This window comes from Streptomyces sp. NPDC007264 (genome assembly GCF_042869095.1).
Lineage (GTDB): Bacteria > Actinomycetota > Actinomycetes > Streptomycetales > Streptomycetaceae > Streptomyces.
The window spans coordinates 40,554-57,182 of the sequence record NZ_JBIAFD010000008.1; the positions used below are offsets into that span (position 1 = coordinate 40,554).

The following is a 16,629-nucleotide window of genomic DNA, read 5'->3' on the forward strand; positions in this document are numbered from 1 at the left end:
GGTGAGGTCCCGGGGCAGGGCATGCCGAAGGGCCCGTGCCGGGGAGAGGGGTGCGAAGTCCCTCAGGAATCTGCCGCATCACGCACCCCCGGTCCATCGAGGTTTTCTTAAGCGCGGCCGCAGCTTTCCTTCACGCCCCGCGACCCACGTTCCGGCGTCCGCCGCCCGGGCCGTCCGCCGCCCCCGGGCCGTCCGCCGCCCCCGGGCCGCCGCCCGCACGGCGGCCGCCGGCCGCGCGTCAGATCCCGCCGTCCTCCCTCCGGTGGATCCGCGCGACGAGCTCCGCGGCCAGCGCCTTGATGGTCTCCAGACCCGCCCGGCCCCAGGGGCGCGGCTCGACGTCGATCGCGCAGACCGTGCCGAGGGCGATGCCCGTGCGGTCGACCAGCGGGGCACCGAGGTAGGAGCGGACGCCGCATTCGTCGACGACCGCGTTGCTCGCGAAGCGCGGATAGTCGCGGACGTCCTCCAGCACGAGCGCCTTGCGCCGGACGACGACGTGCGGGCAGAAGCCGTACTCGCGGCCCAGGTGGCGGACCGGTGTCCCGTCCGGGCCGGCCGGCCCGGTGAGCGGGTGGCCGTCGGGCTGGTGGAGTCCCGCGAAGAACTGCCGGTGGCCGTCGATGAAGTTGACCATCGCGTACGGCACGGCGGCGAGCGCGGCGAGCCGGTCCGCGAAGGCGTCGAACTCCGGCTCCGGGCGCTCGCCGAGGCCGAGCCGACGGAGCCTGCCGACCCGCTCCGCGGCGTCGCCGTCCTCCGGGGTCAGGAGCAGTCGGCTCCGGGTCATGTGCGGGCTCCGTGTCCGGGGGCCGGTGCCGGCGCGTACGCCAGCAGGTGGCGCACCAGCGTGAGCAGGGTCTGCACCCCCGAGCTGGAGATCCGGGCGTCACAGCGCACCACGGGGGTCTCGGGGGCGAGGCCGATGGCGGCACGCACCTCGTCGGGGTGGTAACGGCACGCGCCGTCGAACTCGTTGACGGCCACGACGAACGCGAGACCCCGCTGCTCGAAGAAGTCGACGGCGGCGAAGCAGTCCTCGAGACGGCGGGTGTCGGCGAGGACCACCGCGCCGAGCGCGCCCTCGGACAGCTCGTCCCACATGAACCAGAACCGTTCCTGTCCGGGGGTGCCGAACAGGTACAGGACATGCTGGGGATCGAGGGTGATGCGGCCGAAGTCCATGGCCACGGTCGTCTCGACCTTGTTCTCGACCCCCTCCAGGCTGTCGGTCGCGGCGCCGGCCGTGGTGAGCAGCTCCTCCGTGCTCAGCGGCGCGATCTCGCTCACCGCGCCCACGAAGGTCGTCTTGCCTGCTCCGAACCCTCCCGCCACCAGGATCTTGAGCGCGGTGGGGAAGGGGTCAGAGCTGTCGTCGTAGTCCATCGAGCACTGCCTCCAGGAGGGACCGGTCAGTGGGGTTGTGGTGGAAGGCGGGAGGCCCGGTGGTGAGCGCCCCGCAGTCGACGAGGTCCGACAGCAGCACCTTGGTGACCACCGCCGGCAGCCTCAGATGAGCCGCGACCTCGGCGACCGAGACGGGCGCGCGGCACAGGTCCAGCGCCTGGGTGTGCTCGGGGCCGAGGTATCCCAGGGGGGTGGTGCCGGTGACCATCACCTGCGACAGGAGGTCGAGTGCGGTGGTCGGCCGGGTGCGCCCGTCGCTGACCGTGTAGGGGCGGACCAGCCGCCCCGCCGCGTCGTCGAGCCAGGGGCCGTCGCCGGCCGCTGCCACGCTCAAGACCTCATCGCCGTGGGCTCGGTGGCGGGCCGGCGGGGGGCGGTCACCAGGTACGGCCGGACACTCTTGACGAGCATGGCCATCTCGTAGCCGAGGACCGCGGCGTCGGCCTCGCGGCCGGCGAGGACGGCGAGGCAGGTACCGGAGCCCGCGGTCGTCACGAACAGCAGGGTCGAGTCGAGCTCGACGACGATCTGCCGCACGTCGCCGCCGTCCCCGAAGCGGACGCCCGCGCTGCGGCCGAGGGAGTGGAGGCCGGAGGCCAGGGCCGCCATGTGGTCGGCGCTGTCCGCATCGAGACCGTGGACGGACTTCACGAGCCCGTCGCAGGACAGGAGCACCGCGCTGGTGGTGTGCGGTACGCGCTGCACGAGGCCGCTCATCAACCAGTCGAGGTCGGAGACATGGGAGGTCGGCGCTTCGCTGGCCATGGTGGATCGACTCCTTGGGGTACGCGGGTCTGCGGGAGCGGGTGGGGTGGGGGCGGTCATCCGGCGGGAGCGCCCCCGTCGTGCCGGGCCGTCGCGTCGTGCCGGGCCGTCGCGTGCGGGAGGCCGGCGGAGACACCGGTGTGCGGGGCCGTGGCCGGTGCCGCCCGGGTGCCCGGCTCGATGCCGGTGCCGGTCCCGGTCCCGATGCCGGTGCCGGTGCCGGTCCCGGTGCCGGTCCCGGTCCCGGTCCCGATGCCGATCCCGGTCCCGGTCCCGGTGCCGGTGCCGGTCCCGGTCCCGGTGCCGGTGCCTGGCTCCGGCTGCTCCCGCGCCTCCGCAAGGCCGACGCCCCGCTGGAAGGCGGCCATCAGACCCGGGTCGTGGCCGATGTGCTCGTCGTCGTCCCGGCGGAGGGACGGTGTCGGGCCCCCGCGGAGCTGGGGTGCGATGTGCTCCTGGGCGCGCCGTCGCGGCAGTCCGGGTCTGCTCATGGTGCCCCGCACCGGGCCGACCAGCGGTGCGGGCAGGCCGCGTGTGTTCTCCGCGGGGGCCGGCCGGTCGCCGTGCCGGAGGCCGGGGCGGGCCTCGGCCGGGCCGGGGCGTACGGCCTCGGAGCCGCGCACGGGCAGCGGGGACCGGCTGTGGGCGGCCGGGGCCGGGTCGTGCCGCGGCTGCGGGGGCCGGGAGTGCGCGGGAGGGCCGGCGGGCTCCGTCCCGGCGGGTGGCGGCGTCGTGGTCGGGGTGCCCTGTCCCGGCAGGGGCCGGGGGCGCGGAGCTGCGGCGGGCGCTCCGTGCGCCTGCGTCGCGGCGGGTGTGCCCAGGTCCGCCGTGGGCCGGGCCGTGGTGTGCGGGGTCGCCGGTGTCGGGGTCCCGGATGCGGCGGCTGTCCCCAGCAGTCCCTGCGGTACGACGAGCACCGCCTGGACACCGCCGTAGATGTTGGTCTGCAACCGGACGTGGATGCCGTGCCGGCGGGCGAGCTGGGAGACCACGAACAGGCCGATGCGGCCGTCCGCCAGCAGGCTCGCGACGTCGACCTGGTCAGGGTCGGCGAGGAGGGCGTTCATCCTGTGCTGTTCGGCCGGGGGCATGCCGAGCCCGCGGTCCTCGACCTCCACGGCGAGGCCCGAGGTGACGAGGCCGGCGCGCAGCAGCACCTGGGTCTGCGGCGCGGAGAACACGGTGGCGTTCTCGACCAGTTCGGCCAGCAGGTGGATGACGTCGGCGACGGCGTGCCCGCGCAGGGTGCCGTCGATCGGCGGCACCAGCTTGATCCGCGCGTACTGCTCGACCTCGGCGATCGCGGAACGCAGCACCTCGGTCACGGGGACCGGGTTGCTCCACTGGCGGCGGGAGACGGCTCCGCCGAGGACCGCGAGGTTCTCCGCGTGGCGCCGGATGCGGGTGGCGAGGTGGTCCACGTGGAAGAGGCTCTTGAGCAGATCGGGGTCCTCGATCTCGCTCTCCAGCTCGTCGAGGATCGAGATCTCCCGGTGCACGAGCGACTGAAGGCGCCGTGCGAGGTTGACGAACACCTCGAGTTTCCGTTCGTCGCCCGCCTGGCTGGAGAGCTGCGCGGCCTGCACGACCGCGGCCACGGCGCCGTCGTGAGAGCGGGCCAGCTCGGCGGCGAGCAGCTCGAAGTCCCCGGCGTCAGCGGCCGGTTCGCCGGAGGGCGGGCGCACGGGCGGCTCCTCGCCGCGGCGCAGCGCCTCGACGAGGGCGCGCAGCTCGGCCTCGCCGCGCGCGCCGGCGCGGCGCAGTGCGTCGACGCCTTCGCCCACGGAGCGGGCGGCACGGTCGGCGGCCACGGCGGCCAGCACGATGCCGACCAGGGTCACCACGAGGGCGCCCGCGAGCACGCCCAGGAGCACGGGCGTGGGGTGCGCGCGGGTGGAGCGGACCGTGAACAGCACGGCGGCGCACGCGCTCAGGGCCACCGCGAGGGGCGGCAGGATCGCCAGGCGCAGCAGTTGGGGCCGTATGCGGGTCTCGGGCGGCGAGGGGGCCGTACGGGCGACGGGTCGCCCGTGCCGGCCGCTCTCACGGCGGTCTGCGCGTGCGGCCGGTGCGCGAAGGTGAGACATCGGCGTCCTTGTACTGGGGTGCGTCCGGGGTGTGGGGGGCTCCCGCGGGTCTGCGCGACTCGGGCGTGCGCCTGCGTCGCACACGGGTGTGCGCCCTCGCGGCGCCGGTCGACAGAGCCGAGGAATGCAGCCCCGTGTCGCCCGGCGGCCACTCAGAGTAGTCGCCGTCCGGACATGTGCGATGGGCTGTTGACAAAGTCCTCCGGGAAGCGTCCCGCTCTGGTATGAGGCTTCGTACGACAGACCGATGACCGCGCCGGGTTTGCGCTTCCGCACGCCGTCGAAGCGATCAGGGCTGTTCAGAAGCGGTCACGAACGGAAGGCTGAGCGCCGAGGAGCCATGCGCTCCCCCGCCCTCGCCCCCGTTGGCGCGCCGACCGGAGTGCCGGCCTGCGGAGCTCTCCTGGGCCCCGAGCGCGCGACGCTCCCCTCGGCCCGGTCACCCGCCGTGTCGATGTCCGCGGTCGCTTCGGGACGACCGCCCGCCGGTGCTTCGCCACCCCGCACCACCCCACACCACCCCACACCCCCCGACACCTTCAGCGCCCCTCCCGCCGGCCACTGGCGACCAAAAGGTGACCCAGCAGACCATTGCAGACACGCGAGCCGGTCGACGCGGCCCGGCCGCAGCACCGGCGCGGCAGCCGGGAACGAGCCGCCGGTGCCTCCGTACGCACCCCGGCACCCCGGCACCGAGGCCGATTGGTTACCGGCGTTTAACGCCCTGCCTCTTGCGCCCGGCGCCATTGAGGGAAAAGGTATCGCCTCAAACCTTTGGTTCCAGGCAACGAGCGGTCCGCCCCGCGTCCCCACCGCGGCGACTGCCCGAGCCGGAGGAGGCGCATATGTCCACCGACAAGTCCGCGACCAGGAGCGAAACGGACAGCCCGCTGTCCGGTGACGAGCAACGTCTGCACGAACTCGGCTACGCCCAGGAGCTGGCCCGCTCGATGTCGGCGTTCTCCAACTTCGCCATCTCGTTCACCATCATCTCGGTACTGTCCGGCTGCCTGACGCTGTACGGCTTCGGCATGACCACCGGCGGACCGGCACTGATCACGTGGGGCTGGCCGCTGGTCGGCGTCATGACCCTGTTCGTCGGCCTGGCCATGGCCGAGGTCTGTTCCAGCTACCCCACCGCGGGCGGCCTGTACTACTGGGCCGCCAAGCTCGCCCCGTCCCACGGGCCGGCCTGGTCCTGGTTCACCGGCTGGTTCAACTTCCTCGGCCAAGTGGCGGTGACCGCGGGCATCGACTTCGGCGCGGCGTTCTTCCTCAACGCGCTGCTGGACCTGCAGTTCGGGTTCTCGGCGACCCCCGGGCACACCATCACCCTGTTCGCGCTGGTGCTCGCGGCACACGGCCTGCTGAACACCTTCGGGGTGAAACTGGTCTCCCTGCTCGGCAACGTCAGCGTGTGGTGGCACGTCCTGGGCGTGCTGGTCATCGTGGGCACCCTCGTCGTCGTACCGTCCAAACACCAGTCCGCGGACTTCGTGTTCACCCACTTCGTGAACAACACCGGCTGGCACTCGGGGCTGTACGTCGGTCTGCTCGGCCTGCTCCTGGCGCAGTACACCTTCACCGGCTACGACGCCTCCGCGCACATGACCGAGGAGACGCACGACGCCGCCAGGTCCGGGCCGCGCGGCATCGTGATGTCGATCCTGGTGTCCCTGGTCGCCGGCTGGATCCTGCTGATCGGCATCACGTTCGCGATCCAGGACTACGACGGCGAGTTGGGCAGCGCGACCGGCGTGCCCCCGGCGCAGATCTTCATCGACGCGGTGGGCGCGACCGGCGGCAAGCTGCTGCTGCTCATCGCGATCGGCGCCCAGTTCTTCTGCGGCATGTCCTCGGTCACCGCCAACTCACGCATGGTCTACGCGTTCTCCCGGGACGGCGCACTGCCCGGCTCGGAGGTGTGGCACCGCATCAACAAGCGCACCAAGACCCCGACCAACGCGGTGTGGCTGGCCGCGGGCGGTGCCTTCCTGCTGGGTCTCCCCTATCTGTGGAACGCCACCGCGTACGCGGCGGTCACCTCGATCGCCGTCATCGGCCTGTACATCGCCTATGTGATGCCCGTGTTCCTGCGCCTGCTACAGGGCGACCGCTTCGAGCGCGGCCCCTGGCACCTCGGCCGCTGGAGCAGGCCGATCGGTGCCGTCGCCGTCGTCTGGACCCTGTTCATCACCGTGCTGTTCATGCTGCCGACGACCAGCCCGATCACGGCGAAGACCTTCAACTACACCCCGATCGCCGTCCTCCTGGTCCTCGGCTTCGCCGGCGTCTGGTGGCTGCTGTCCGCCCGCAAGTGGTTCACCGGTCCGAAGGTCCAGGGCACTCCGGAGGAACTGGCCGCCATCGAGCACGAACTCGAGTTCTGACGGCGCGACCGGCGAGCGGCACGGCCGCCCCGACGCCTGCCGCCCGACGCCTGCCGCCCGACGACCCCGCACACGCGGCAACGGTCGTCGGGCGGGCCACACGGAGGGGCGGTGCGCGGCCCGCCCGGTGGGGCGCCGGTCAGCGGCAGAGCCCCGACTGCCGGAGGCCGCCTACGCGTATCGATGTCAGTGGCGGGTGGCAGCATCGGACGCATGACGCACACCACGGCATTCGACTGGCGGCCTTTCCTGCTCAGGTGGAGCGGGGAGTGGGCGGACGCCCTGCCGGACGGCGAGGCGCGGTGCGAGGACGACGAGGCCGCTCGACGGGCGCGGTGGCTCGGTTTCCCGCCCGCGACCGAGGAGCGGATCGCAGCCATGGAAGAGCGTCTGGGCCTGCGGATGCCCCCGTCGTACCGGGAGTTCCTCAAAGCCAGCGACGGGTGGCGGCACGCGGGCGAGTTCGTGTGGCTGCTGGCTGGGACCGGGGACGCGCGTTGGCACGACGACGAGTCGGGACTCGCGGAGATGTTCGAGGAGTATCTGGACGAGGACGCCGGGCCCGAGGAACGGCGGGAGGCGGGCATCTGGAGGCGCGGGCTGCAACTCGACGTGGAGTCCGACATCACCCACGTTCTGTTGGATCCCGGGGACGTGGACGAGGCCGGTGAGTGGGCCGTGTACACGTGGGCGAGCTGGCGGGCCGCGCCACCCGAGCGGCATGCGAGCTTCCTCGAGTTCATGCGGGAGATGTACCGGGAGTTCCACAGCCTGCGGGCGCATCGGAGCGAGGAGGAGCCGGCATTCGTCAACGACACGACGCGCAAGCTGGACGCCCTGGTCGAGGAGGCCCGGCTGGAGGCGCTGCGCGGCGGCTGGGAGCGGGCCGCGAAAGCGCTGGAGCAGGCCGAGGAGTACGGCAGACCACGGGCCGCCGGGCTGGGTGACCAGATACGCCACCTCCTCGGACAGACCTCGAAGGGGTCCTTCGAGGGCTTGGTGACGGACCCGCGGTACGCGCCCGATCTGCTGCCGCCGCAGGTCGCCGAGCACGCGGCGCACTCGTACCGGGACGATTCCACGCTGAGGTTCCCTCTTCGGGGCGCCGGCGACGACTTGGTGTCACTGGCCTGTGCGACGCTGGACGAGGTGCGCAGCGGCACGTACCGGTACACCGCGGCCGGACCGTTCGGGAAGGCGGTCGAGCGGGCGCGGGAGCTGGCGCGGTGGGGAGACACCGACGGGGCATGGCGGACGCTGGTGAACGCCGTGCCCTTGTGGGAGCCGCTGGGACCGGACCACCTGGCACCGCTGGGGTGGGTGGCCGACCCGGTGCTCGGGCCGCTGCTGACCCCGGAGCGGGGGCGCGAACTGCTGTCCACGCCGAGGGGCGGCCAGGCGGGTGAGACACCGGGGCCGACGGCCGGGATCGACCCGGACGACCTGGCGTGGCTCGCGGAGCCGGAACCGGGCGACAACCGCCCCTCCTACCGGTTCGTCCTGGTGGAGGGTGTGGAGCCGGAGGAACTGCCCGGCCGTCTCGCGGACGGCGACGGCACCGTGCTGAACGAGCCCATGACCTTCCGGGAGGCACGCCGCAGCTCGCCGCACCACCAGAAGGAGTTCTCGTCCTACGACGACAGGGCTCTCATGGCGGTCGGCCGGGCCGGCACCGGCTGGAGTTTCGCCTTCGACGGCGATCCCGCCCCGTTCGACCGGCGGCGGTTCGTCTCCCCGGCTGCGGCCGCCAGCGCGGGTACCCGCGCGGTGGTGGTGTGGAGCGGCCTGAGGACGTCGGCCGGGCAGCCGTTCTTCCACCTCTCGGTGGCGCAGGACGGTGTCGAGCAGTACGCCTTCACCTACGCGGACGGAGAGATCCGCCCCAGCGGCGAGATACCGCGGGCGCTGGACCCGGTCCGGTTCCTCGGTGGCCGGGACACCGGCGCCCAGACGGAACAGTCACTGCTGGAAGCGGTGACCAGGGAGTTCGGTGCCTCCCTGCCCCGTCACGCGATCCTGAACGGGCGGCTGCACACGTTCACCACCCGTTCCTGGACGCGGCCGCCGAAGGACGGCGAGACCTACATGGTGATCCGCATGGACGGAGCACCCACCGGCCAGTGCTGTGACAGGCAACGCTCGCCCGACGGGGTGAACGTTGCCTGTCGGGGCACCGGCTCCTCCGGGGTCAGCCCTCGCCCACCAGGTCGAGGTCGTCACGGGACGCCCCCGGGCTGATCTCCGGAGCGGGCCACGTGCGGTTCAGCGGCAGGGACACATCCCGCCACCAGGGGTGCGTGGGAAGGTCGCCGGTGGGCTCGAAGGGCTGGCCCGGGACAGGCACGGCGACCGCCTGTCCGACGGCTCCGGCTGCGTCCGTCGTCCACTCCCCCGGCTCCGCCCACGGGTGCGGCGCCAGGTTGAAGGTGCCCCAGTGGATCGGGAGCATCACGCCGTGCGGCTGTCCGCCCTGGAGGTCGAGGTGGGCGCGCACGCCCTCCTCGGGGGTCATGTGGATGTCCGGCCAGAACTCCGAGTACGCCCCGATCTGGATCATCGTGGCGTCGAACGGACCGTGTGCGGCACCGATGTCCTCGAAGCCGTCGAAGTAGCCGGTGTCGCCACTGTGGTAGATGCGGTGCTCCTCGCCGGCCACGGACCACGACGCCCACAGCGTGTGCTGTCCGTTGCGCAGCCCGCGGCCGCAGAAGTGGCGGGCGGGCGTGGCCGTCAGGGTGATGCCGCCGACCTTCGTCGACTCGTGCCAGTCCAGCTCGCGGAGCCGGTCCGCGGCCACGCCCCAGTGCTCCAGGTGACCGCCGACGCCCAGCGGTATCGCGAACACGGTGTCCGTGTCCGCCAGGGCCCTGATGGTGGGCAGGTCGAGGTGGTCGTAGTGGTCGTGGGAGATGACGACCACGTCGACCGGGCCGAGCGCGGCCACGGGCAGGGGCACCGGGTGCAGCCGCTTGGGGCCCAGGAAGTCGAAGGGGGAACAACGGTCGCCCCACACCGGGTCGAAGAGCACCCGGTGTCCGTCGATCTCGGCGAGCACGCTGGAGTGCCCCATCCATGTCACCCGCAACCCGCTCGCCGGGGGGCGGGCCAGGTCGGCGTACGTGGTCGGGTGCACGGGGACGGTGCCGGCCGGAGCGCGCCGGAGACGGTCCTCCTTGCGGAAGTAGACCTTCGCCAGCTCCACCGCGGAATTGCCGGACGGCCGGATCCGGGTGCCTTCAGGGTTCACGAAGGCGCCGTTCGCGAAATGCGGCGATCTGCGGATCCGCTCCAGGCGTTCCCCGCTCGGGTCCACGCCGAACGCGACGGGCCGCAGCGCGCGGAGCCCGGAGCTCAGGGAACGGAAACCGGTCACGGCACCTCCAGTTGGAGTCGGGTCGGGCGTCCCGTACGGGCGGCCCTGTGGCAGCACCGGGCGGGCCGTGTCACAGCGCGCCCATGTCTCTCCAACCCCTCGCCGCACGTTCTTCTTCCGCATCCGGGAGCGGTGTTCGCGGCGCGGGTGCGGCAAGGCCCTCGCCCCGGCGAGGCGCCCGCCCCGCCGACCCCGGGTGCTCACGAAGCGGGGGCACCCGGTGCGTGGCCGCCGTGCGGGGGGGGTACGGGGCCGTTCCCGTTCGGTGGTGGGGCGGCGCGGACGGCCCGGGCGCGTGGCCCGGGCCGTACCTGCCGGTTGCCGTCGCGGTCAGACCGCCTGCGCGATCCTCGACTTGATGTCGTCCGGGGACAGGGTGCCCTTCGCCACGACGCGGTCGCCGGAGGACTCCCCGCGCAGCCGGCGCCCGATCCACGGGACCAGGTGCTCACGCGCCCAGTGGATGTCGTCGCGCCGCACCTCGAGCGTGCCGCGCGGGGGCAGCGGCGGCCACGGCTGGTCGGGGTCGGCGGGCACCTCGACACCGAGGACCTGGCCCGCTCTCAGGGCGACCCGGGTGTGCCCCTCGGCCGAGAGGTGGAGGCGGTCGTCGTCCCAGGCGCGCCGGTCCTGGACCGTCCTGAGCGACCACAGGTCGAGGACCGGGCAGCCGTACCGGTCGGCGATCGCCCGGACGTGCCCGTTGTAGGTGGCGATCTTCCCGCGCAGATGCTTGAGCACGGGCACGCCGCGCGTGTCGAAGCCGGTGGTCACCATGACGGTGCCGACGGCGGAGGCGAGATCGGCGACGGCGCGCTCGAAGCGCTCGGCGACGTCGTCGGGGTCGGTGCCGGGGCGGATGATGTCGTTGCCCCCGGCGCAGAAGGAGACGAGGTCCGGGGCGAGTCGGACGGCTTTCGGCACCTGGTCCGCGACGATCTGGTCGAGCAGCTTGCCGCGTACCGCGAGGTTCGTGTACTCGAAGTCGCCTTCCGGCCGCCGGTCGGCGAGGAGGACGGCGAACCGGTCCGCCCAGCCGACGAACTGCCCGTCGGGTCCGGGGTCGCCGACGCCCTCGGTGAAGCTGTCCCCCACCGCCACGTACGACCCGATCACTGATCTGCTGTCATTCTTCGAATCGTCTGCCACATCGGCTCATGATTCACCTCCGATGTGAGCTACGCGACCGTAGGAAGGGGTTGACGGGCGGTGAGAAAGACCACGGGGCGCATGCGGAACAAGCCTCTGCGTACGGTTGTTGAGCGACCCGCCGGAGCAAGGGCCGTCCTGCGCACGGGACACGGCTGAAGGCCGGCCCCCCGGGGAACGAGGGGTCCGGCCTTCGGGTCCGGCGGGCCGTTGCGGGTCAGCCGATGGACACGCCGTGCGAGCGCAGGTAGGCGACCGGGTCCACGTCCGAGCCGTAGTTCGGGGTCGTGCGGATCTCGAAGTGGAGGTGCGGTCCGGTGACGTTGCCGGTGGCGCCGGAGAGGCCGACCTGCTGGCCGCCGGCCACGGTCTGGCCGGCGGAGACGGACAGCTTCGACAGGTGGGCGTACTGCGCGTAGTAGCCGTCGGCGAGCCTGACGACGACCTGGTTGCCGTACGCGCCGCCCCAGCCCGCGGAGGCCACGGTGCCGGCGCCCACGGCCTTGAGGCTGCTGCCGGTCGGGACGGCGAAGTCGATGCCGGTGTGGTAGCCGCTCGACCACATGCTGCCCGCGACGTGGTACTTGGTGCCGATGGCGACGCCCAGGACCGGCATGCTGTAGCCGGTGGCGGCGGTCGCGGCCTTGGGAGCCGCCGTCGTCGTGGCCGCGGAGGTCTGGGCCTTCGCGGGTGACGGTGCGGCCGCGGCGGCGCCCAGCGCCAGCTTCTGGCCGGGGTGGATCAGCGACGGGTCGGAGCCGATGACCGTGCGGTTGTCCTGGTAGAGCTTCTTCCAGCCACCGGCGACGTGCTGGTCCGCGGCGATCGCGGACAGGCAGTCGCCGGGCTTCACCGTGTAGGTCTTGACGGCGACCGCCTTGACGGCGGCCTTCTTCGCTACCGGAGCCGCGGCCACGGCCTTGCCGGAGACGGTTGCCGCGGGGGCGGCGGCATGCGCGTCGGTGGCCCCCAGCAACGGCAGCGCGAGGGCGGCGCCACCGGTTCCGACAAAGGCCATGGAACGCATGAGGCGACGGGGCTTGGGACGGCGGTGCTTGCCTTTTGCAGGCATGTCGAATTCCTCTCCGGCGCCTGCGAGGTGAGCTGTCGGGTGCGGACTGGAGATGTCCGGTCGCGGCAGTGCGCGGCTTTACCCCTAGCCGTTCCGGAGACCGGAACAGGCGTCTTGCCTGTGGGTCCCCCGCTCCTGCCGGGCACGGGTAGAGGGTGTAAGCGCCGGGCGGCGGCAGGATTCGGCGTTCCACCCGGATCGAGGGGAACGTAAGCGACCCGGACGCATGGGGACAACCATCCGGTTTCCCCATTGGCCCATTTCTCTTGATCCATGCGGAAATTACCGGTGACCCTGTGTCGATACGAGATGCGGAGACATTCTCAATCGCCCCGAAAAGACGCCACAATTACGTGAACATGGCGACAGCGGAACGTCACAAATATGACGCTGCTCACGTATCGCAATTTCAGGGCGCCTCATTCCAGGCGGAGTTGGAATGAAGGCATCAATTCGGACAGAACACTCAGACGCGACACAGTCGGATAACCGTCGCATCGAGGTCACCCCGCAGGGCGGTCCGCAGTCCGTGATGCAGCAGCACCGCACCTCGATACACTTCGCCCGTTTCGCGGCATTCGTACCGTGCTTCCGGGTCAAGTCCGCGCAACCGCAGCGGAGCGACCGGCTCGCCGTAGTGCTGCGCCTGGAGCCAGGCGAGGACCACCGTCTCGTCCCCGAGCACGTACTGGACCGCGCTCAGCCCGCCCGCGGGAGGCCTCAGCCGGTACAGATCGCCGTGCTGGACGACGGGACGGATCTGCCGGTAGAGACCGACCCAGTCCCGCGCCTCGGCCAGCTCCGACTCGCTCCACTTCGTGAGGTCGCCGCCGACGCCGAGCACCCCGGCCATGGCACTCACGAACCGGAGACGCAGCGCGCTGACCCGCCCGTTGAGCTGCGTGTTCGGGCTGTCGGTGACCCAGGCGGCCATGACCCGGGCCGGATGGATCTGACTGAAGCCGTGCTGGATGGCGAGCCGGTCGAGCGGGTCGGTGTTGTCGGAGGTCCACACCTGGTCCGTGCGGCTCATGACCCCGAGGTCCACGCGTCCGCCGCCGCCGGAGCAGGACTCGAAGGCGACCGTGGGGTGCGCCGCCCGCAAGCGGTCCACCAGGGCGTACAGGGCGCGCACATGGTCGACCCACAGGCGTTGCGGATACGGGTCGCCGGGCCAGCCGGCATCGGTGAAGCAGCGGTTGAAGTCCCACTTCACGTAGTCGATCGGGGCACTGGAGAGCAGCCCGTCGAGCTGCCGCCAGAGATACTCCTGGACATCGTCGCGGGCGAGATTCAGTACGAGCTGATTGCGGAATTCTGTCCTGTTTCGCCCCTTTTGATGCTGTACCCAGTCGGGGTGTGCGCGGTAGAGGTCGCTGTCCGGATTGACCATCTCGGGCTCCACCCAGATGCCGAACTGCATCCCGAGGGCGTGCACGTGGTCGGCCAGAGGCGTGAGGCCGGACGGGAAGCGGTCGGGGTTGGGGCTCCAGTCGCCGAGTCCCGCCCGATCGCCGGTGCGGGCGCCGAACCAGCCGTCGTCGACCACGAACAGCTCGACGCCCATGGCCGCCGCCCGTCGTGCGAGCGCCCGCTGCTGCTCCTCGGAGATGTCGAACCCGGTGGCCTCCCAGGAGTTGTAGAGCACCGGCCGGTCCCGGTCCGCGTCCGGGATGACGTACGCCCGCTGGTACGCGTGCCAGGCGCGGCTCGCACCGCCGAGACCACCGTCGCTCCACAGTCCCTCGAAGACCGGAGCGACGAACGTCTCCCCCGCGGCCAGCCGCAGCAGTCCGGAGTCGTCGTACCCGGCACCGCCGGTGATCTGGACGCGTGCGTCCGGGAGTTGGGCCACCGCGATCCGCCAGGTGCCGGACCAGGCGAGCGCGCAGCCGTAGACCTCGCCGTGCTCCTCGGTCGCGTCCACGTCGAGCGCGACCCACGGCAGGTGCTGATGCCCGGTGTGGCCGCGCCGGCTGCCGATGACCTTCTCGCCGTAGGTGAGGGGCGAGCGCACGAGCCGGGACTCGGCCGCCCAGCGGCCGTGCAGCTGCGACAGCCGCCAGCCGTCCCGCTCGGGCAGGGTCCAGGTCGCGGAGTCGGCACGCAGGAGTTCGACGGGGCCGGGGCCCGTGTTGGCCAGGGTCACCCAGCGCTCGACCACGTCCCCGCGCATGCGGTAGTGGAGGGTGATCACGAGCCCGGCGTCGGTGAACCGCAGCCGCAGTTCCCCGCCGTCCGCCTCGTACCCCTCGAAGGCCCACTCGGTGCCCCGGCGCTCGTCGGTGCGGACCGACAGGGCGGGGCGGGCGAAGCGGGGACCGCCCTCGACCGGGTACTCCTCGTGGCCGTCGAGCGGGGACTCGAAGGGCCGGTACGGCGGTGCGGGCAGCGCGGCAAGGGCCTCGGCGTCGGCGAGGGCGATCCGCGGGCCCCAGTGCAGATGCAGCAGTTCACCGTGGCCGGCGACCCGGAGGCCGTAACTGCTCGTGGGCCCCGACAGCAGCCAGGTACGGTCGTCCGCGCCGATCTCCAACATCGAGCCCCCACATATCCGAACAGGTGCGATCAGGTCTCAACATCATCGGAGATGGAGCGGCCCGTCGGCAACGCTTCGGTCCAGGTTCGCTGCGGCGTCGGATCATCAATGATTGCCTGATGAACCCATGTCGTATCGTCGAAGGGCCCGCCGGCGAGCAGCGCCGGCGGACGGCTGGGAGGAGCCCCACGTGACGCAGCAGGTCCCGTCGACCGAGCCGGAGCTGGCCGGAGTGCGCAACTTCCGTGACGTGGGCGGTCTGCCGACCGTGGACGGACGGCGTGTGCGGCAGGGGGTGCTCTTCCGCAGCGGCCACCTCGCGCACGCGACGGAGAAGGACGCCACGTTCCTGGCCTCCCTCGGCCTGCACACGGTCTTCGACTTCCGCAACGCGGCGGACAAGAAGCTGGAGGGGCCCGACGTCGACCTGCCGGGTGTGCGGAACGTCAACCTCCCGCTGTCCGATCCGGCGGACGGCGCCGAGTTCTGGAAGATGGTCCGCGACGGGGACCTGGACCAGTTGCGCGAGCTCCTCTCGGACGGCAGGGCCGCCCGGCGCATGATCGTCTCGTACCGCACGATCATCAAGGAGCGCACGTCCGAGCACTCCCACGTGCTGCACGCGCTGGCGCAGGACAGCGTGCCCGCCCTGATGCACTGCGCGGCGGGCAAGGACCGCGCGGGTCTGTCGATCGCGGTGACCCTCCTCGCGGTGGGAGTCGAGCGCGAGGCCATCGTCGCCGACTACCTGGAGTCGAACGCCAGGCACCGCCGCTACAAGGTGCACCGCAACGGCTCGTCGGCCGATGCCTACTCCCCCGAGGTGATGGAGCTGATCAGCCCGCTGTTCGACGCCCGGGCGGAGTACCTGGCGGCGGCGTTCGAGACGGTCGAGGAGACCTGGGGCAGCGTGGACGTCTATCTGGAGCAGGGTCTCAGGATCACGCCCCGGCTGCGGGAACGGCTGCGCGAGCGGCTGCTGGACTGAGCCGCCCGCGCACCCGCCCGGTGGGCGGCACCGCCTACTTCGCGCCCACCGCGAACAGGAAGGAGAGGAAGGCGGCGAAGAGATGACCGGCCGCGATGTAGATGATCAGACGGATCCACAGGGAGCGGGGGAACCTGTCCTCGATCTCACCGGCTGGGGCGGGTCTCCGGGTGCTCGGTCATGGCGTCTCTCCAGGGGTGAGGCCCAGGCACAGCCCGGTCCGCGGGCTCTGCAGCAGGGTGTGGACGTAGAGCAGATCGGTCCCGTCCCGGTCGACGGCCGCCAGTCGGTGCGGGGTCAGCGAGTCGTAGTGCGCGCTGTCGCCCGGCCCGAGCACATGCGTGCTGTCGCCGAGCCGCAGCCGCAGCCGCCCCGTGAGGACGTACAGCCATTCCTCGCCGGGGTGGACGCGCACGATGTCGGCCTGGGGGCCGAAGGGGACGTGGACACGGAGGGCCTGCATCCCGCGGCCCGGCGCGCCCGCCTGCCAGTACGTCCAGCCGCCCGCCCTGGTGGGCTCCGTGTCGGCGGCGCGCACGACCGCGGCGCGGTCGGCGACGGTCTCGCCCAGCAGTTCGGAAACCGTCGTGCCGTACACACGCGCGAGCGCGAGTAGCATCGGCAGCGAGGGCTGGCGCTGCCCGGTCTCGAGGCGGGAGAGATGCGCGGGCGAGAGCCCCGCGTCGCGGGCCGCGGCCTCCAGGGTGAGCGAGGCGCGGCGACGCAGCGCGCGCAGCTGGGGCGCGACGACGAACAGGTCCTCGGCCGGCCCGGGTCCGGCCTCTTCGGGAGGGCTCATCCCTCCATTCAGCCCGAGTCTTGCCTCTCAGGCAAATTTTTTACCCATGAGGCAAGATCA

14 protein-coding genes and 1 riboswitch are annotated in these 16,629 nt (G+C 72.1%); of the genes, 3 read left to right on the forward strand and 11 right to left on the reverse strand.

The features are described 5' to 3' along the window. Positions 1–238: 238 nt before the first annotated feature. From ACFYMU_RS15560 to ACFYMU_RS15580, 5 genes are read right to left on the reverse strand one after another with little or no spacing between them, the layout of a single operon-like run. A complete protein-coding gene (locus ACFYMU_RS15560; protein ID WP_388373000.1) occupies positions 239–790 on the reverse strand; it encodes a GAF domain-containing protein in 552 nt (183 codons plus the stop codon). Further along, complete coding sequence (locus tag ACFYMU_RS15565; RefSeq protein ID WP_388373002.1) at positions 787–1,386, reverse strand: ATP/GTP-binding protein; 600 nt, start codon at positions 1,384–1,386, stop codon at positions 787–789. The genes ACFYMU_RS15560 and ACFYMU_RS15565 overlap by 4 nt, the downstream gene beginning before the upstream one ends. Next, complete coding sequence (locus tag ACFYMU_RS15570) at positions 1,364–1,735, reverse strand: DUF742 domain-containing protein (RefSeq protein WP_388373502.1); 372 nt, start codon at positions 1,733–1,735, stop codon at positions 1,364–1,366. The genes ACFYMU_RS15565 and ACFYMU_RS15570 overlap by 23 nt, the downstream gene beginning before the upstream one ends. Before the next feature lie 2 nt (positions 1,736–1,737). Further along, positions 1,738–2,172, reverse strand: a complete 435-nt coding sequence (locus ACFYMU_RS15575) for a roadblock/LC7 domain-containing protein (protein ID WP_388373004.1) — start codon at positions 2,170–2,172, stop codon at positions 1,738–1,740. A 56-nt stretch (positions 2,173–2,228) separates the two neighbouring features. Next, positions 2,229–4,259: an ATP-binding protein gene (locus tag ACFYMU_RS15580; RefSeq protein ID WP_388373006.1), complete on the reverse strand. Its 2,031-nt coding sequence runs from the start codon at positions 4,257–4,259 to the stop codon at positions 2,229–2,231. An 845-nt stretch (positions 4,260–5,104) separates the two neighbouring features. Here ACFYMU_RS15580 and ACFYMU_RS15585 point away from each other — a divergent pair. Beyond that, positions 5,105–6,649: an amino acid permease gene (locus ACFYMU_RS15585; protein WP_388373008.1), complete on the forward strand. Its 1,545-nt coding sequence runs from the start codon at positions 5,105–5,107 to the stop codon at positions 6,647–6,649. A gap of 213 nt (positions 6,650–6,862) precedes the next feature. Further along, positions 6,863–8,887, forward strand: a complete 2,025-nt coding sequence (locus ACFYMU_RS15590) for an SMI1/KNR4 family protein (protein ID WP_388373010.1) — start codon at positions 6,863–6,865, stop codon at positions 8,885–8,887. Here the strand turns inward: ACFYMU_RS15590 and ACFYMU_RS15595 are convergent. The 4 genes from ACFYMU_RS15595 to ACFYMU_RS15610 form a co-directional block, all read right to left on the reverse strand. Continuing rightward, positions 8,838–10,022, reverse strand: coding sequence for an MBL fold metallo-hydrolase (locus ACFYMU_RS15595; protein WP_388373012.1), 1,185 nt, complete (start codon positions 10,020–10,022; stop codon positions 8,838–8,840). The two genes, ACFYMU_RS15590 and ACFYMU_RS15595, sit on opposite strands and share 50 nt — an antisense overlap. A gap of 330 nt (positions 10,023–10,352) precedes the next feature. Then, positions 10,353–11,138, reverse strand: coding sequence for an SGNH/GDSL hydrolase family protein (locus ACFYMU_RS15600; protein ID WP_388373504.1), 786 nt, complete (start codon positions 11,136–11,138; stop codon positions 10,353–10,355). 250 nt (positions 11,139–11,388) lie between these two features. Continuing rightward, positions 11,389–12,243 (reverse strand): peptidoglycan DD-metalloendopeptidase family protein, encoded by an 855-nt coding sequence (locus tag ACFYMU_RS15605; RefSeq protein ID WP_388373014.1) that lies wholly within the window; start codon positions 12,241–12,243, stop codon positions 11,389–11,391. Between the two features lie 4 nt (positions 12,244–12,247). Further along, a riboswitch (cyclic di-AMP (ydaO/yuaA leader) is annotated at positions 12,248–12,404 on the reverse strand. A 305-nt stretch (positions 12,405–12,709) separates the two neighbouring features. Continuing rightward, on the reverse strand, positions 12,710–14,782 hold the full coding sequence (locus ACFYMU_RS15610) for an alpha-galactosidase (RefSeq protein ID WP_388373016.1): 2,073 nt from the start codon (positions 14,780–14,782) through the stop codon (positions 12,710–12,712). Positions 14,783–14,972: 190 nt separating this feature from the next. Between ACFYMU_RS15610 and ACFYMU_RS15615 the strand changes: the two genes are divergently transcribed. Beyond that, on the forward strand, positions 14,973–15,770 hold the full coding sequence (locus ACFYMU_RS15615; protein ID WP_388373018.1) for a tyrosine-protein phosphatase: 798 nt from the start codon (positions 14,973–14,975) through the stop codon (positions 15,768–15,770). Positions 15,771–15,804: 34 nt separating this feature from the next. Here ACFYMU_RS15615 and ACFYMU_RS15620 read toward each other — a convergent pair whose 3' ends face one another. Together ACFYMU_RS15620 and ACFYMU_RS15625 are read right to left on the reverse strand one after the other, a co-directional pair. After that, positions 15,805–15,915 (reverse strand): DUF6126 family protein, encoded by a 111-nt coding sequence (locus ACFYMU_RS15620; RefSeq protein WP_388373506.1) that lies wholly within the window; start codon positions 15,913–15,915, stop codon positions 15,805–15,807. A 33-nt stretch (positions 15,916–15,948) separates the two neighbouring features. Continuing rightward, the gene (locus ACFYMU_RS15625; RefSeq protein ID WP_388373020.1) at positions 15,949–16,569 is read right to left on the reverse strand and encodes a helix-turn-helix domain-containing protein; all 621 of its coding nucleotides are present in this window, start codon (positions 16,567–16,569) and stop codon (positions 15,949–15,951) included. Positions 16,570–16,629 lie beyond the last annotated feature (60 nt).

What these genes read in the sequence shown, in the direction of transcription:
- ACFYMU_RS15560 (WP_388373000.1), bottom strand. Translation starts at nt 790, where the DNA reads ATGACCCGGAGCCGACTGCTCCTGACCCCGGAGGACGGCGACGCCGCG.
- ACFYMU_RS15565 (WP_388373002.1), bottom strand. Translation starts at nt 1,386, where the DNA reads ATGGACTACGACGACAGCTCTGACCCCTTCCCCACCGCGCTCAAGATC.
- ACFYMU_RS15575 (WP_388373004.1), bottom strand. Translation starts at nt 2,172, where the DNA reads ATGGCCAGCGAAGCGCCGACCTCCCATGTCTCCGACCTCGACTGGTTG.
- ACFYMU_RS15580 (WP_388373006.1), bottom strand. Translation starts at nt 4,259, where the DNA reads ATGTCTCACCTTCGCGCACCGGCCGCACGCGCAGACCGCCGTGAGAGC.
- ACFYMU_RS15585 (WP_388373008.1), top strand. Translation starts at nt 5,105, where the DNA reads ATGTCCACCGACAAGTCCGCGACCAGGAGCGAAACGGACAGCCCGCTG.
- ACFYMU_RS15590 (WP_388373010.1), top strand. Translation starts at nt 6,863, where the DNA reads ATGACGCACACCACGGCATTCGACTGGCGGCCTTTCCTGCTCAGGTGG.
- ACFYMU_RS15605 (WP_388373014.1), bottom strand. Translation starts at nt 12,243, where the DNA reads ATGCCTGCAAAAGGCAAGCACCGCCGTCCCAAGCCCCGTCGCCTCATG.
- ACFYMU_RS15610 (WP_388373016.1), bottom strand. Translation starts at nt 14,782, where the DNA reads ATGTTGGAGATCGGCGCGGACGACCGTACCTGGCTGCTGTCGGGGCCC.
- ACFYMU_RS15625 (WP_388373020.1), bottom strand. Translation starts at nt 16,569, where the DNA reads ATGAGCCCTCCCGAAGAGGCCGGACCCGGGCCGGCCGAGGACCTGTTC.